A 15,116-nucleotide genomic window follows, 5' to 3' on the forward strand; every position below is an offset into this window, starting at 1 on the left:
GGCCCGCTCCCAGCTTTATCACTCACCGGGAGGTACCCATGAGCAACGAGATTCCGGTCAAGCAGATTGACCCGAACGGCGATTCCTCCAATAACAACAAAAAACCCGAAACCGTTGATCTTTACGCAAGCCGTAAAAAGATCTACGTAAAGGAAGTCAAAGGCCTTTTCCAGAGAATACGAAACGTCAGTCTGACCCTGCTCATGGGCATGTACTTTCTGTTCGTGTGGCTGACTCTGGACGGCCAGCCCCTGATTCACTTCGATCTGCCCGCCCGGGAATTCCACCTGTACGGCGTCACCTTCTTCCCGAAAGATTTCTTCCTGCTCTCGGGCATGCTGATTATTTCGGCCTTTGGCCTGTTTTTCATCACTACCCTGTTCGGCCGGGTCTGGTGTGGCTACACCTGCCCTCAAACGGTCTGGACCTTCATTTTCATGTGGATAGAAGAGAAGGTTGAGGGCAGTCGCAACAAGCGCATGAAGCTCGACAAGGCCCCCAACTCGGCCGAAAAGCTTGCCAAGAAGTCGATCAAACATGCCCTGTGGCTCTTCGTTGCCCTGGCAACAGGGGTCACTTTTGTCGGTTACTTCTACCCGATCCGTGAACTGATCATTGACCTGTTTACCCTGCAGGCAAATGGCTGGGCGTATTTCTGGGTGGCGTTCTTTACCGTAGCCACGTACCTCAATGCAGGCTGGATGCGTGAACAGGTGTGCCTGTACATGTGTCCATATGCTCGTTTCCAGTCGGTCATGTTCGACCCGAACACCCGCGTGGTGTCTTACGACCCCAATCGAGGTGAGCCCCGGGGCAGCCGTAAGAAAAGCGTAGCGCCGACCGACGTCGGGCTCGGTGACTGCATTGACTGCGGCCAGTGCGTTCAGGTGTGCCCTACCGGCATCGATATCCGGGACGGACTTCAGTACGAGTGCATAGGCTGCGCACTTTGCATTGATGCCTGCGATGAAGTCATGGAGAAAATGAACTACCCCAAGGGCCTCATCAGTTATACCACCGAAAACGAGCTGGAAGGAAAGACCTCCAAGCTGTTGCGCCCCCGTACCTTTGGTTACGGTGCTGTCCTGCTGCTCATGATCAGCGCAGTCGTGTTCACCATCGCAACCCGGGTACCGGCAAAGATGGATGTCCTCCGTGACCGCGGGGCGCTGTTCAGCTTCAACGGTGAAGGCCGGGTGGAAAACTCGTATACCGTTAAAATCCAGAACATGTCAGAAGTACCACAGACCTTCAGCCTGGCAGTGGATGGCCTGGAGGGAATTCGCATCCTGACCAACACAACCGTTACCATCAGCAGCGGAGAGAACTTCTCGTTGCCAACAGTGGTGGATGTAGCACCAGAGGTTCTCGTAGAAACCAACAACGAAATTCGCTTCTACGCCGAGTCCGAACCGGATTCTCTGATTAAACTTGAAACTGAAAGCAGGTTTGTCGGTCCAAGGCCCCGTTAGTACGTGGGGCACCACGACCCACCTTCAAGCCACAAACTGAGACATGACTGTAATGACTGACAATGCACCCGTCGCCCCCTGGTACCGCCAGCCGTGGTTCTGGTTTCTGACCATATTCCCGCTTGCATCCATGATGTGGGGCGTAACGGCTCTGGTGGTTTCGTCCAGCATGGACAACTCACTGGTGACAGACGACTACTCCAAGCAGGGCCGAGGCATCAACATGTCCATCGCCCGGGATGAGCAGGCAGCGGCCCTCGAACTCGCCGGTACGCTTAACATCACAGGCCGGTCCGCAACCCTGGCTTTGGATACCACCGCGGGAGCGGCAGATTACCCGTACCTGGTTTTCAACCTTTATCACCCTACTCTCTCCGGTGAAGACAAGACCGTACAGTTCAGCCGTGTTGCACCGGGCGAATATCGAGGGCAACTGCTGGAAGACGTGAGCGGACGCTGGTATTACGACCTTCAGGGCCCCGACAACGACTGGCGGGTAAAAGGCGAACTCCGTTTACCCTCTTCAGCCCCGATTCATATTGAAGCGCAAGGCGACGCTCAAGGGTGACCGCCCTGAACTGCTTCCACTGCGGAGAGCCCGCGGACGGCGGGCCGCTCATAACTCTGGAATTGCAAGGACAGCAACGTCACTTCTGTTGCCAGGGTTGCAAGGCCGTTTGCGAAACGATCCATCAGGAAGGCCTGACAGGTTTCTACGAACTACGCACCGAGCCAGCCGTTACCCCAAGAGAACTGACCAGATCAGAAGTCGACCGTATCCGGGAGCTTGACCATCCACTGGTCCAGCAAGCCTTTGTTGCACCGGTCAAGGCAGGCCAGGAGGCCCAGTTACTGATCGGCGGAATAACCTGTGCCGCGTGCATCTGGTTGCTGGAAAATCACATGAAGCAGCAGCCCGGGGTACAAACCTTCACCGTAAACCACACCACCCAACGGGCAAGGCTGGTCTGGGAGTCGGACAAAGTAAAGCTCAGCGATCTGCTGATTGCGATTCACGAACTGGGATACAGCGCCCGCCCCTATCAGGCCGATGAAGCCGAGCTGGCGCTAAAAGCCGAGCACCGGTCTATGCTCATCCGGCTGGCGGTCGCCGGCATCGGAACCTTCCAGAGCATGATGCTGGCGTTCCCCCTGTACTTCGAGCTGATCAGCGACCTTTCTACGGGGTTCGTCGACTTTTTCCGCTGGTTCAGCCTGCTCGTCGCCACCCCTGTGGTGCTCTACAGTGCCCGACCGTTCTTCAGCAACGCCCGCCGGGACCTGATATCCCGACACCTGACCATGGATGTGCCCGTTGCGATTGCGATCGGGCTGGCCTATAGCGCCAGCGCCTGGGTAACAGTGATGGGCGGCCAGGAGGTCTATTTCGAGTCGGTGTGCATGTTCACCTTCTTCCTGCTCCTGGGCCGCTACATCGAGGTCCAGGCGCGCTACCGGGCCGGGCTGAGTGGTAATGCCCTGGCCGGGTTCCAGCCCTCCGTGGCAGCCCGGGTAACGAATGGTGAGGCAGAGATTGTCGCAATGCACCAGGTGCAGCCCGGGGACATTGTCAGGGTGCGCCCCGGCGAGACGCTCCCTGTGGATGGAGTCATTGTTTCCGGACAGTCAACGCTGAACGAGGCGGCCCTTACCGGAGAGTACCTGCCAGAAACCCGTAAGCCAGGCGATACAGTGCATGCAGGCAGCGTGAATGGGGAAAACCCGATTGACATCCAGGTGACCCATGCCGGAGCCCAGACCCGCCTGTCTGGTATCCTCAGGGTTCTGGATCGGGTCCAGTCAGAAAAGCCGCCGGTGGCGCGTATGGCAGACCGCATTGCCGGCAAGTTTGTTGGCCGGGTACTGATCCTGGCTCCGGTTGTCTGGTTTGGCTGGTGGCTTGCGGGTGCCGACAACGCCTTCGATATCACCCTGTCGGTTCTGGTGGTCACTTGTCCATGCGCTCTTTCTCTGGCAACACCAACAGCCATCACCTCAGCCACCGTGCGCCTGAGGAAACTTGGTTTTCTGCCAACCCGGGGGCATACCCTGGAATCCATGAACACTATCGATACGGTCGTCTTTGATAAGACCGGCACCCTGACCCGGGGTGAGCTGAGCCTGACCGGCCAATCGGTTTATGGCAGCCTAGACGAAGAAACCTGCGCCCGCCTCGCTGCAGGCCTTGAAAAGCACTCAGAGCACCCGATTGCCAGGGTCTTTCACGATCGGCCGTCGTTAACGGTCACTCAGGTGACCAATCATCTGGGCGGAGGTTTATCAGGGCTTTATAACGGCCACCCACTCTTCATTGGGCATAAAGCCTTCGTTGCCGAGCACACCAAAAAAACTCCACCCGAAGCGGATCAGGCTCAGGGCATGGAAATCTGGCTGGCAACGGAGCAGGAATGGCTGGCAAGCTTCCAACTGGATGATCAGATCCGGGACGACGCAGCCGTTGCAGTAAATGCACTGCATGACGCTGGCATCCAGACCCTGTTGCTCAGTGGTGACCGATCCGGTCACGTCCAGCAAGTGGCAAAGGCCCTGGGGATTGATCGCGCCATCGGCGAGGCGTCTCCTGAGCGAAAACTGGAGGTTTTGACCCAACTCCGCCAGGAAGGCCATCAGGTAATGATGGTGGGCGATGGCCTGAACGACCTGCCCTCTATGGCTGGAGCCGGCATATCCGTTGCCATGGGCACTGCGGCAGACCTCACCCAGCTGAAAGCTGACGCGGTGCTGCTCAATGGCCAGCTATACTCCCTGGTCGCCGCGCTGGAAACCAGCCAGAAAACTCGCAGAATCATCCGTCAGAATATGATCTGGGCCTTCGGCTATAACGTCTGTGCCCTGCCCCTGGCCGCTGCCGGCCTCGTTCCTCCCTGGCTGGCAGCCATCGGGATGTCACTGAGTTCACTGATTGTGGTTCTCAATGCGCTGCGACTGAGCCGGGCTGGCAGAAAGAAGGCTCCCACAGAGCCTCCGCTTGGCGCACCGGAAACGGCCTGATACCTTGGCCGTAACACTCTAAGAAGGAGGTACTCATGCAGATCGTCATGATACTGGTTCCGCTGATGCTGCTCCTTGTGGCCCTCGGAATCCTGCTGTTTTCCTGGGCCGTCAAGAACGGGCAGTATGACGACCTAGACGGCCCGGCCCACCGTATCCTCTACGACGATGATAAGGATATGATTCCCAAAGAAGCACGCCAGACCGAAAGCGAGCCTGAAAGCACTGAAAAAGCCGGGGAAGACAGCTCAGCCGGAGACCACAAAGGGTAAGCCAGAGCATGCAGCCAGAACTCTACCTGAGTTATCCCAGTGCCTTTCTGATCGGCTTACTGGGCAGCACGCATTGTCTGGGCATGTGCGGTGGCATCAGCGCATCACTGTCTATGGCTCTGCCGGTCGGGCAAGGCTTCCGCCTGCGTCAGACCTTGCTGCTGCTGGCGTTCAATGCCGGGCGAATTGGCAGCTACGCGCTCATCGCCACACTCATCGCGCTGCTCAGCACCCGTGCGGCCAGCCAGTCGCAGAGCGCAGGCCTGCTATTGATGACGCTGGCCGGTCTGCTGCTGATCATGATGGGATTATCAATGGGGCAATGGTGGCAGGGTATTCGCTATGTGGAGCGGATTGGCACCCCAGCCTGGCGCTTTCTTTCTCCCCTGACCAGAAAGCTGCTGCCGGTTCATCACGGTGGCCAGGCCCTCGCCCTGGGTGCATTGTGGGGATGGCTCCCCTGTGGTCTGGTCTACAGTACTCTGGGCTGGGCGGCCCTGCAGCCAACCGTTTCAAGCGCTGCGCTCACCATGGTGTTTTTCGGCCTGGGTACCCTGCCCTCCATGCTGGCAACGGGATTTGCCGCCAACTGGATAAGGAACCTGAAAGGCCATCAGGGGTTCCGAAAGCTGAGCGGGCTCCTGCTGATCCTCTTCGGCCTATGGACCCTGCCCATTCAAGCGCTGCTCAACCACTGATGTTCAGAGGTTGAGAACGTCCAGCCGCCCGAAATCCTGCTGAGGCTCTGCGCTTTGCACGACCGCCTGCCGTTTTCCACCAAGGCGTTTACCCGCTTTGAAATCATACAGTTCGGGATCCGCCAGGTGTGAAGGTTCCACATTGCAGAGAGCCCGGAACATGGTTTCAAGACGACCGGGGTGCTGCTTGTCCCAGGTCTGAAACATTTCCTTGATGACCTGTCTCTGAAGGTTCTCCTGAGAACCACACAAATTGCAGGGAATGATGGGGAAATTCCGCAGTGAGGCGTAGCGGGCAATATCCTTCTCTCGCGCATAGGCCAGAGGCCGGATGACAATGTTACGCCCATCGTCACTGTGCAAGACCGGAGGCATCGACTTTAGCTTGCCTCCGTAGAACATATTCAGGAACAGCGTCTCCAACATGTCATCCCGGTGATGACCAAGGGCAATTTTGGTAACGCCGTGCTCTTCTGCAAAATTGTAAAGAATGCCCCGGCGCAACCGGGAACACAGACCACAGGTGGTCTTCCCTTCGGGTACTTTTTCCTTAACAATACTGTAGGTGTCTTTCTCGATGATGTGATACTCGATACCCAGTGAGGCAAGATACTCCGGCAGAACGTGTTCGGGGAACCCCGGTTGTTTCTGGTCCAGATTTACAGCGATCAGCTCAAAATGTACCGGAGCACTTTTCTGCAGGTTCAGCAGAATATCGAGCATGGCATAGGAATCTTTGCCACCAGACAGGCAGCACATCACCTTGTCACCGGCTTCAATCATCGAGAAATCAGCGATCGCCTGCCCCACCTCACGGCGCAGACGTTTCTGCAGTTTGTTAAACTCCAGTTTCTGACGGCGCTCTTTCTCGGAAACCGGTGTTTTTTCAGGGCTGATCGTTGCTTCGGGCATTCGTTTTCACGCTCACAAGGTAAGTGAGCGGGCAATTATACGCGCCACAAACCATCAGGGACAGGATAGCGACATGGATATGTTGAATTTGGCCACACCACAGGCCACGGGCAAACGGGCACTCAACCGTATACGTAATCAGAGAGCGATTCTGGGGGCAGCCAGAGACTGCTTTCGAGAACACGGCTATGACAACACCACCATCCGGGATATCGTTCGCCGAACCGGGCTGGCAGCCGGCACCTTCTACAACTACTTTTCCAGCAAACAGGATATTTTTGCGGCTCTGCTCAGTGATTTTCTGACGTCAATGAATGACGACATGAGCCAGCAACGCCAGGCCGCCTCGTCTACCCGGGAATTCGTCTATCACGCCTACCTCGCGCTCTACAGCGCCACTGCCCGGGACCCGGTAGTCTATGAACTGGCGCACCAGAACCAGAGGGCCCTGAGAAACCTGTTTGGCTCTGACATTCTCGGGCTGACCATGCTGTCACTGGAAGAAGATGTTCGCAACGCCATCGCCAGAGGCCTGTTGCCGGCGGTTGATACAGATTACCTGTGCGCTGCTTTTTTCGGCGTCGCCTACGACACCAGCATGCTGGTCGCGAGACGGGCCCACCAGAGCCCCGAGTCCGCCCAGAACGAGGCCCGGAAAGCTGCAGAGTTCTCAACCCAGTTGTTTCTTGGGGGCTTTCCGGCCATGGCCACGCTTTCAAGCGAGGCCTGAGTGGCTTACCATGATGGCCATGACCATCCACCCGACCCCACCATCGTCTCCCGGACACCCGCTCTCCACCTCGGGCAACGAGGCGGAGCACCACTGGCTGCATCAGCAGGTAGACCACCTGCTGGTGGCGGTGGAACATGAATTGCGTGCAGCAGGCCCGACGGGCCTGTCCGAACTGGCGCTGATTCGCGCTCTCCAATCAGACCGATGGGCGCTGATAGGCCCTGTGGCTTTTCACGAACCAGACCGGCTTTATCCCGTGCACTTTCTTCTGTTCCACGTCCTTTACCGGTTACGCGACCAGATAGGAGAAAGCGGGGAAAGCCTCCAGATTTCACCAGGTTGCCTTCGTATTTCCTCATCAGTGCCGATGCCCCTGGCGTCGTCGTTACCTGGCTCACCCGACGCCCTCCGGGAATTCTATCTCGACCTGTCCCAGTACTTTATGTCTGAGGCAACCATCCGGGACATGATGGACCGTTTCTGGTCAGGCGCTGCGGCGCGGAAACCCGACACGCCCAGCGCAGTCAACGCTGGAAAAGTGCTGGGTCTCGACCCTCTTCCCGTCGAGTTTTCGACGGTCAAACAGCGCTTTCGCAAGCTCGTTATGCGGGCTCACCCGGATCGCGGCGGCGATACAGGGGAAGTCCAGAAGCTCAATCAGGCCTTCTCTCTCCTGAAGGCCCACTACGCTTAATCCATCCGGCCAGCCCTTACGGGTGTCAGGAAACAGAACCATGAATCGAACGACCAAACTGATTTTGTTACCTCTGATCAGTGCCCTGCTCTTCTCCGGCCACCAGGCCCGGGCCGACCTTGTGGTGTTGCAGTACCACCATGTCGATGACAGCACGCCTGCGGCCACAAGCACCTCCCGCTCTCTGTTTGAAGCGCAGATAGACATGATAGGGAACCTGGACCTTGAGGTTGTTGCTCTTAAAAAAGGTACTCTGGCCGCGCTCGACGACGCCCATCCCGACACCAACGAAATCGCCATCACCTTTGACGATGCCTATGAGTCTGTTCATCGTTATGCGGCTCCCCTGCTGAACAAACGTGACATGCCCTACACTCTCTTTGTTAACACAGACGCCATCGGCACTCCGGGCTACATGAGCTGGGAGCAGCTCCGCGAGCTGGCAGGCAACCCGTTGGTAACCATTGCCAATCACAGCGCCGGCCATGACCACCTGGTCAAACGACCGGGCGAACCGGAAAATGACTGGGAACAGCGGGTGGCCGCCAGTCTGGATATCGCTCAGAACGTTTTGAAAAACCAGTTGGGTGTCGAGGAACCGCTGTTCGCTTATCCCTACGGTGAGTTCGATCAGGCGCTGGAGCAAAAACTGGAGGAGCGAGGCTGGCTGGGGTTTGGCCAACAATCGGGTGCCATCGGGCCGTTTTCCGGTAAGACCCGCTTACCTCGATTCCCAATGGCCAACGCGTACGGGCAGCTCGGTAGCCTGAAAGACAAACTGATGAGCAAAGGCTTTCCTGTGCCCGCGGAAACACTGCCGGATGGCGTTATCACCCAGAACCCTCCAACGCTGCAGCTCACGCCTTCCGACGCTATCCAACCTTCGCGACTCACCTGCTTCGCGTCCGGGCTTGGGCGCATTGAATTTTCTGTGGCTGGAAACGACATCAAAGTCCGGGCGCCCAAGGCGATTAACAGTCGCCGGTTCCGCTACAACTGCACACACCCTGCGGGCAACGGCAGCTTTTACTGGTTATCGCAGCAATGGCTGAATCTGAACGTTCCGGAAGATTGAGGCTTACCACACATCCTCGAAAGTGGCGATGCCGAGTTCACCAACCGTCGTATGCGGGACGGCCCTCACCGAGCTTCCGGAATCAAGGGTCGTCTGTCCTGCCAGGTCCTGTGGGCGGGTATACAACACCAGCCACCGCTCTCCCTGGCCCGGGAACGCCGGCACCCAGCCTTCCAGGTAACCACGCTTGTGCCAGCTTTCCGGCTGGTAATCAAACACCAGATCGGTTACCACCCGCAGTGGCTTCAGGTTTTTGTCGAGAAAAGCCAGGCTGGGCACCAGAACCCCCTCCTGCTCATATGAGCGGATCCGCATGACAAATCCCGGAACAACAGCCCCGGACGGCAAAGCAATGAGCTTGTAAGGGGAATCTCCGGTACTGAAGCGGTGCCGGGGCGTGTCCTTCTCAAAGCGCACACCAAACTCACGTCCTTCCTGCCATTCCTGAAAGTCCCTGGCCGGCAACTGCTCACAACACCGTTGGGCGAACACCGAAAAAAACGAGGCGGTATCGGCAATCCCAAGAATAGCAAAGGCATCGGGATCATAGCCTTCAACCGGCGCATGGTGTTCCTGACCAGAGGGGAGATAAACACTGGCTTCTGTCAGGGTAACCGGCGCGTTGTCTCCCTTTTTTTGGACTTCACCCCGGGTATCCGGCGTGAAGTAGCTGACCCGGACAACGCCATCGGCATCGAGCCAGGTAAAATAGGGTTGGCGCTGCCCAGGTCGAACAAAACCATTTTTCGCCAATTCATTCCCGTCTGGGTAGTTATCGGTCGTATACTCAGCTGCCGTTTCCAGTGCCAATGCCACCCCTTCGTCGGAGACCGGCTCAGAAGGGGAAAGTGTCTCTTTGCTTTCCTCTGGTTGAGACTCAGGAATTCGCGAATACTGCACTCGTCCCCGCTCATCCACCCAGGAAAAGTAGCCTTCCCGCTCCGGGCGCTCTCCCCCTGTTTGGCAACCCGACATCAAAGCCAGCGCTACCACGCTGCTCAGAACCTTTCCAGCTCGACCTCGCCCCATAGCGCCCCCTTTGGCTGACTCAGAATTTGGTCCGGAAACTCAGACCGGCCATCACCACTCGCAAGGACGTTTTGACGGTGAGGTCGGCATAGGGGTTATAGATGATGTTGGTGATGTTGGCACAGTTCACGTTGCAACTGGTGTTCGCAGGAATCGTTTCCACGGATTGCAGATACGAAAGGTTCATGTCGATTTCAGTGTCCTTGTCCCACCGATACCCCATACCAATACTGTACAGATTGGCCCCGCCAAAGGGCGCCATGATCGATCTCTGGTCGTCCGGAATCACCGAGTCACGAATTTCCACCCCGGCCCGGAGATCCAGGCGGGACGACGCGTGAAACTCCATACCAAACGCCCAGTTCCATTGGCTTTTGAAACCAAGCGGCAAACGCAGAGTGTCTGAAGTGGCGTTGTCCGGCGACAGAATACGGGCAGCGTTCAGAAATTCGAGGTTCCGGTCAAACTGGAAATTAAACGCGTCCCACTGGGAGAAGTCCGTCCATCCGACGTCCGCGTTCAGCGTCAGTTTGGGATGAACATCCACGCTGATGCCGGTTTGAAAGTGCTGCGGATAAACGAGATCCATACTGACGTTTCCAGCCTCTCGCGGCGCCCCCGATGGCAGGCTGAGAATGGCGGAGGTAATAGCCCCGAGAATCGACCCATTCACGCTTTGCCAGAACCCGGACCAGTCGTCGGTATACTGAATCTCAAACTGGCCTTTAAGGTTCATGTCGGCTTCAGAGGTATAGCTGGCACCCCAGCGAAACCAGTCGGTTGGCTCCCACATCACCCCCAGGGCATAAGTCGGAGAGATGGTTTCCTGAAGGTTGAGGTTCATCGCTCCAATATCATCCCAGGGGCCAACATTTCCCCCGCACAGAGCCAGCCAGGGCTGCAGGGGCTCGTCCCCGCTTTCACAGTTGAAAGCCTCCTGCAGCACTTCCGCCACACCCATCAGCATGTTGGGCGCCCTCATGTACTGGTCGGCGGCAAACCCGAAGTGAGAGAGGTGAATCCCGGCACCCACGGACCACTCGTCGTTGATTTCATAACCGACAGTCGGGGACAGGTAGGTTGTTCTCTGCAGGGTCGCAGCCTGGGGCTGATAGCGCCCTGGATCATTTTTATCCCGATAAAAGCCGGCGGCCATCGGCAGGTAAAACGCATTGGCAAAGGTCAGTTTCGACCCGGGAGATTTGATGCTGATGCCGGCAGAAGGCGCAACCGCCGGCCCCGGAGGCAGCCTCAGGATGCCATAACCCGGCACGTACAGCGCCACATTGTTGGTGTGGCTGCTGCTGTTGGCCACCGGGTCGCGCTGCTTGCCAGTTAACGGGTCTTTCTCCAACCCGCTGATCCCGAAAATCTCGTAATCGTCATCTGCATAGAAGTCAGCATCGATATCCAGATAGATACTCAGCAGGTTGACCTCCAGCTGGCGCCCATCCAGTTTGGTCAGGCCGGCTGGATTATAATGAATCGCCATCAACCCTGGAGGGTCGGCAGTCACAGCATTACCCAACGCCAAAGCCTTGGGGTGCAACGTCAGGTTCTGCGTCATCTGTGCCTGGGCACCGCAGGACATCCCTGCTGCGATGAGCACGGCCAACATATGTCGCTTGTGGCTAGCTTGTCCCATGAAATCCTTCCCCTTCCCTTGAAACGTCCTCGAAGCCGATCACTCTTTGAGGCCAGAGAAATTAATGGGCAGGGATATACCCAGGGAGAAGTCCGGCGCATCCTCCGTCAGACCGATCCCCAGACTGGTGTTCACGATGGTCAGATCGCTCAGGCGTGTCCCCAGGGACAAGCTCAGAAAACCGGTCATCTGGTCCTGCGCCACAGCCTGGTCACCGTTAGAGAAGGTCAGGACCGTCTCATCGCTGTAACTGAGCTGGCCGGAAATGCTGAGTGAGATATCGTAGGAAAGGGAGTAAGCAAAACCGACAGACCCCGACAGGCCAAACCCCGGATCCACCTCTTCGAGCAGACGCGCACCCCGAACCTGTTCCAGGCCATCGGCGGTCAGATTATAGGTTGCGCTTACCGACCCGAATACCACAACCGGGTCGAGCACTTTAGACATGCTGACACCGCCCCCGAACGAGTAGTAACCGCTGCCGGTCGACAACTGCTCGTTAATATCAATTTCGTAGGGGCTGACACCGGTCTTCGTGTTGAAGGTTCCGAAGAAGGTGGTCGAGACCTTCCCGGGTACATAGGCAAAGGGCTGCCAGCGGCCCGTAAAGGACACATCGCCAAAATCGTAGACGTTCAGCTCGTCCTGAGTGTCATATTTCACCACCAGAGGGACGCGCGTGCCAATCGTCAGGTTATCAAGGAGGCCATAGTCGTATGAGAATGCGTTGGTAAAATTGTGGGTAGCGGTAGGAACCACATCCAGATTCCGGACCGAGCCGTTCGAGATCGCCAGGTCCAGACGCTGATCCCCCGTATAGGAGTAATCAAACGAGTAGTTCAGGGAGTGCGAGCCTTTCTTTTGCAGTGAGTAGTTTTTTTCAGCAGCCTGGAACACCTCCTCAAGCTGCTTTGTGGAATCCTCATCTCCTTCCTGACGCGCCAGCGCTTCCCGCGCCTGATCAACGTTTCCTTCCTGAGCGATGGCCATGCCCGGAAGCACACCCGCTGAGGAAACAAGGATAAAACCTCGCACAAACCAACGATTCATCCTGACTCCCTACTTTTATTGGTTTTATTCCTGCCGGACACCTGCCCGGAAAATTAATGACGACGGTAATGAAGCTGTTTGCGCGTGTTCTCCACGCTACCGTCCGGATTATTCTTCTGGCGTTCCAGCAAGTTCTGGATGCGGCGTTCTGTCGACTCATGAAATGCCGGTATCTGCTGCATGGCGAGCAACGTCATTGTCTGGTCATCAACAAAGCGCAGGTCTTCTTCTTTCAGCTCAAGGTTATCCAGGGGCTTGTCGCTCCCGGGAAAAACGATGAACAGAACGTTGTCGTCCCATTTCTCCTCGAACTGGGCCACCGTAAAGGAAATATTGCCCACAGCCGGGTCGGCCAGATAAACACGACCGTCCCGGATGCTTCTCAGCACGACAAAGTGCTTGAAACCAGCATGGTCAATGGGCACGATCGCGGGATGGTCCAGCTCCATGAGATCTTCAATAGCCGCCTTGAAACCGCCGGAGGGATACCCGAGCGCGGTGACCAGCCGTTTCATATCAAGCATCGAAAATGCCCGACGCTGGACAATGCGCTCACTTTCACCGTAATGAAGCAGGCCTTCCATCACCTGACGCTCTGTCAGTGACCGGCCAACGTAAAAGTTGAGGACGGTGGTCAGTGCAGCGCTGCCGCAGCTGTAGTCATAGGCCTGACGAACAATATTGCGGAAATTCTGTTCTACCAGAGGTTCAACGCGGGTATCCCATCGCAGCTCTACAGGGCTGGAATCTACTTTTTGCTCCAGAACAATCGTGCCCCGATCAAACGGCTCCACTTCCGTGGCTTCCTGCACCATGGTGAACGTGAGAATGGATCCGGCCAACACCAGCAGCATTTTGGAAAGTCCCTGTTTTTATTAGGCGTGCAACTTATCGGGTTACATGTTGTTACCGTACGATACCGAAATCATGGCGGGCTTAAAGATAACTGTGCCTCAAATCTGTCGCTGCAGAGGGGGCCTGTGGGACCGGGTTTGAGAACTGGTTCAAGGCTGTAAAAAACAGCGAGAAAGGCAGACCGGTCAGAGCGTAAACACCAGCCCGAGGAGTGCGTAAGTAATCAGGGTAACCACGGCAATGCCCATCAGGTTCAGGGCGAATCCCGCCCGAATCATCTCAGAGATCTGCATGTGGCCACTGGAAAAGACAATCGCATTCGGTGGCGTCGCCACCGGCATCATAAACGCACAACTGGCGGCAATGGCGGCGGGCACCGTCAACAGGAGTGGTGATACGCCCTGGGCCATCGCCAGCGCCCCCAGCAGCGGAAGAAAAGCCGCGGCCGTCGCGGTATTGCTGGTGACTTCTGTCAGGAAAATGATGACAGTGGCAACAATGACCATCATCATCAACGTCGGCAATGCTCCGGCAACTCCCAGGCTACTGGCGATCCAGCCTGCCAGCCCGGAACTGCTGATAACCCCGGCCATGGCCAGCCCGCCGCCAAATAACAGCAACACCCCCCAGGGCAGTTTGTTGGCAGAATCCCAGTCCAGAATAAAGGTACGGGTGCGGGTGTCGACCGGGATCAGGAACATGGCGATTGCCGCCGCAATGGCAATACCGGTATCACTCAACCACGGCATCAGAGCCCCGGACACCAGCGGACGGGCGACCCACGCCACCGCAGTGGCCAGAAACACCACAGCAACCAGTTTCTCGCCCCGGGTCATGGGCCCGAGTTTCGCCAGCTCCTCACGAATCATCTGGCCGCTATCGGCCACCTCATCAAGACCAAAATCCTTACGGGTCAACCACCACCAGGTCAACGTTAGCATGACCACAGTCACCGGCACCCCAAGAATCATCCACTGGGCAAACCCCACCGATACGCCCTGATTTTCACTGAGATAAGCGGCCAGCAGTGCATTGGGCGGAGTACCGATCAGAGTCGCGATTCCGCCGATACTGGCCGAATAGGCGATCGCAAGCAGCAAGGCCGTGGCATAGCGCCGCACAGCCTCTGGACGGGAACCGTCCATCATTGCCACCACCGAAAGTCCAATCGGGAGCATCATGATGGTCGTTGCGGTGTTGCTTACCCACATACTCAAGAAGGCGGTCGCCAGCATAAAGCCCGCAATCTGCCGTTTTGGCCGGTCTCCCATCGCCCTCAGGGTCACGAGCGCAATACGCCGATGCAGATTCCAGCGCTGCATCGCCAGCCCCAGCGTGAAACCACCTAGAAACAGAAAAATAATGGGGTTGGCGTAAGGGGATGTTGCCTGCCCGATGCTGCCAAGACCAAGAGCCGGCACCAGCACTATCGGCAGCAAGGCCGTCGCCGGGATGGGGATCGCCTCGGTAGACCACCAGGTTGCCATCAGCAACATCAGGCCGAGGGCCCCCCAGGCTTCCTGTGCCATGCCACCCGGAGCAGGCAGTACGACGGTCGCCAGCAGAAAACAGGCACCCAATACCAGCCCTGCAATCTGGCTTCTCGGCAACCCGGGCCGGGGGTTGTGTTCTTCGTATGGCGTGCTCATCCGTTCACTCTGGCCTCAGG

At 57.2% G+C, this 15,116-nt stretch carries 14 protein-coding genes; 8 read left to right on the forward strand and 6 right to left on the reverse strand.

Annotated elements, in window-relative coordinates; all coding sequences use genetic code 11:
• Nucleotides 1-38: 38 nt before the first annotated feature.
• From ccoG to K325_RS0108660, 5 genes are read left to right on the forward strand one after another with little or no spacing between them, the layout of a single operon-like run.
• Nucleotides 39-1,472, forward strand: a complete 1,434-nt coding sequence (gene ccoG / locus K325_RS0108640; RefSeq protein ID WP_029653870.1) for a cytochrome c oxidase accessory protein CcoG — start codon at nucleotides 39-41, stop codon at nucleotides 1,470-1,472.
• A gap of 52 nt (nucleotides 1,473-1,524) precedes the next feature.
• Entirely contained in the window at nucleotides 1,525-2,040 is a 516-nt protein-coding gene (locus K325_RS0108645) for a FixH family protein (protein WP_029653871.1), read from the forward strand.
• Nucleotides 2,037-4,484, forward strand: a complete 2,448-nt coding sequence (locus K325_RS0108650; RefSeq protein WP_029653872.1) for a heavy metal translocating P-type ATPase — start codon at nucleotides 2,037-2,039, stop codon at nucleotides 4,482-4,484. Before K325_RS0108645 ends, K325_RS0108650 begins: the two co-directional genes overlap by 4 nt.
• A 35-nt stretch (nucleotides 4,485-4,519) precedes the next feature.
• Nucleotides 4,520-4,756, forward strand: coding sequence for a cbb3-type cytochrome oxidase assembly protein CcoS (ccoS, locus tag K325_RS0108655; RefSeq protein WP_029653873.1), 237 nt, complete (start codon nucleotides 4,520-4,522; stop codon nucleotides 4,754-4,756).
• 8 nt (nucleotides 4,757-4,764) lie between these two features.
• Nucleotides 4,765-5,454: a sulfite exporter TauE/SafE family protein gene (locus K325_RS0108660; RefSeq protein WP_029653874.1), complete on the forward strand. Its 690-nt coding sequence runs from the start codon at nucleotides 4,765-4,767 to the stop codon at nucleotides 5,452-5,454.
• 3 nt (nucleotides 5,455-5,457) lie between these two features.
• Here the strand turns inward: K325_RS0108660 and ttcA are convergent, their stop codons facing one another.
• The gene (gene ttcA, locus K325_RS0108665; protein ID WP_029653875.1) at nucleotides 5,458-6,366 is read right to left on the reverse strand and encodes a tRNA 2-thiocytidine(32) synthetase TtcA; all 909 of its coding nucleotides are present in this window, start codon (nucleotides 6,364-6,366) and stop codon (nucleotides 5,458-5,460) included.
• Between the two features lie 73 nt (nucleotides 6,367-6,439).
• On the opposite strand from ttcA, the gene K325_RS0108670 reads away from it, so the two are divergent.
• From K325_RS0108670 to K325_RS0108680, 3 genes are read left to right on the forward strand one after another with little or no spacing between them, the layout of a single operon-like run.
• Nucleotides 6,440-7,096, forward strand: coding sequence for a TetR/AcrR family transcriptional regulator (locus K325_RS0108670; RefSeq protein ID WP_029653876.1), 657 nt, complete (start codon nucleotides 6,440-6,442; stop codon nucleotides 7,094-7,096).
• Nucleotides 7,097-7,106: 10 nt separating this feature from the next.
• Nucleotides 7,107-7,793 carry a DNA-J related domain-containing protein gene (locus tag K325_RS0108675; protein ID WP_029653877.1) on the forward strand — a complete coding sequence of 229 codons (687 nt, stop codon included), beginning with the start codon at nucleotides 7,107-7,109 and terminating at the stop codon, nucleotides 7,791-7,793.
• A gap of 40 nt (nucleotides 7,794-7,833) precedes the next feature.
• Entirely contained in the window at nucleotides 7,834-8,868 is a 1,035-nt protein-coding gene (locus K325_RS0108680; protein ID WP_029653878.1) for a polysaccharide deacetylase family protein, read from the forward strand.
• Nucleotides 8,869-8,871: 3 nt separating this feature from the next.
• Here K325_RS0108680 and K325_RS0108685 read toward each other — a convergent pair whose 3' ends face one another.
• From K325_RS0108685 to K325_RS0108705, 5 genes are all read right to left on the reverse strand, one after another.
• Complete coding sequence (locus K325_RS0108685; RefSeq protein WP_029653879.1) at nucleotides 8,872-9,897, reverse strand: MalM family protein; 1,026 nt, start codon at nucleotides 9,895-9,897, stop codon at nucleotides 8,872-8,874.
• Between the two features lie 19 nt (nucleotides 9,898-9,916).
• Nucleotides 9,917-11,542: an OmpP1/FadL family transporter gene (locus K325_RS0108690; protein ID WP_029653880.1), complete on the reverse strand. Its 1,626-nt coding sequence runs from the start codon at nucleotides 11,540-11,542 to the stop codon at nucleotides 9,917-9,919.
• A gap of 39 nt (nucleotides 11,543-11,581) precedes the next feature.
• Entirely contained in the window at nucleotides 11,582-12,592 is a 1,011-nt protein-coding gene (locus tag K325_RS0108695) for a hypothetical protein (RefSeq protein WP_029653881.1), read from the reverse strand.
• Nucleotides 12,593-12,645: 53 nt separating this feature from the next.
• The gene (locus K325_RS0108700; protein WP_029653882.1) at nucleotides 12,646-13,446 is read right to left on the reverse strand and encodes a C39 family peptidase; all 801 of its coding nucleotides are present in this window, start codon (nucleotides 13,444-13,446) and stop codon (nucleotides 12,646-12,648) included.
• A 186-nt stretch (nucleotides 13,447-13,632) separates the two neighbouring features.
• Entirely contained in the window at nucleotides 13,633-15,096 is a 1,464-nt protein-coding gene (locus tag K325_RS0108705) for an SLC13 family permease (RefSeq protein WP_051146601.1), read from the reverse strand.
• Nucleotides 15,097-15,116: the final 20 nt, after the last annotated feature.

Source organism: Marinobacter daepoensis DSM 16072 (assembly GCF_000421165.1).
GTDB classification, from domain to species: domain Bacteria; phylum Pseudomonadota; class Gammaproteobacteria; order Pseudomonadales; family Oleiphilaceae; genus Marinobacter; species Marinobacter daepoensis.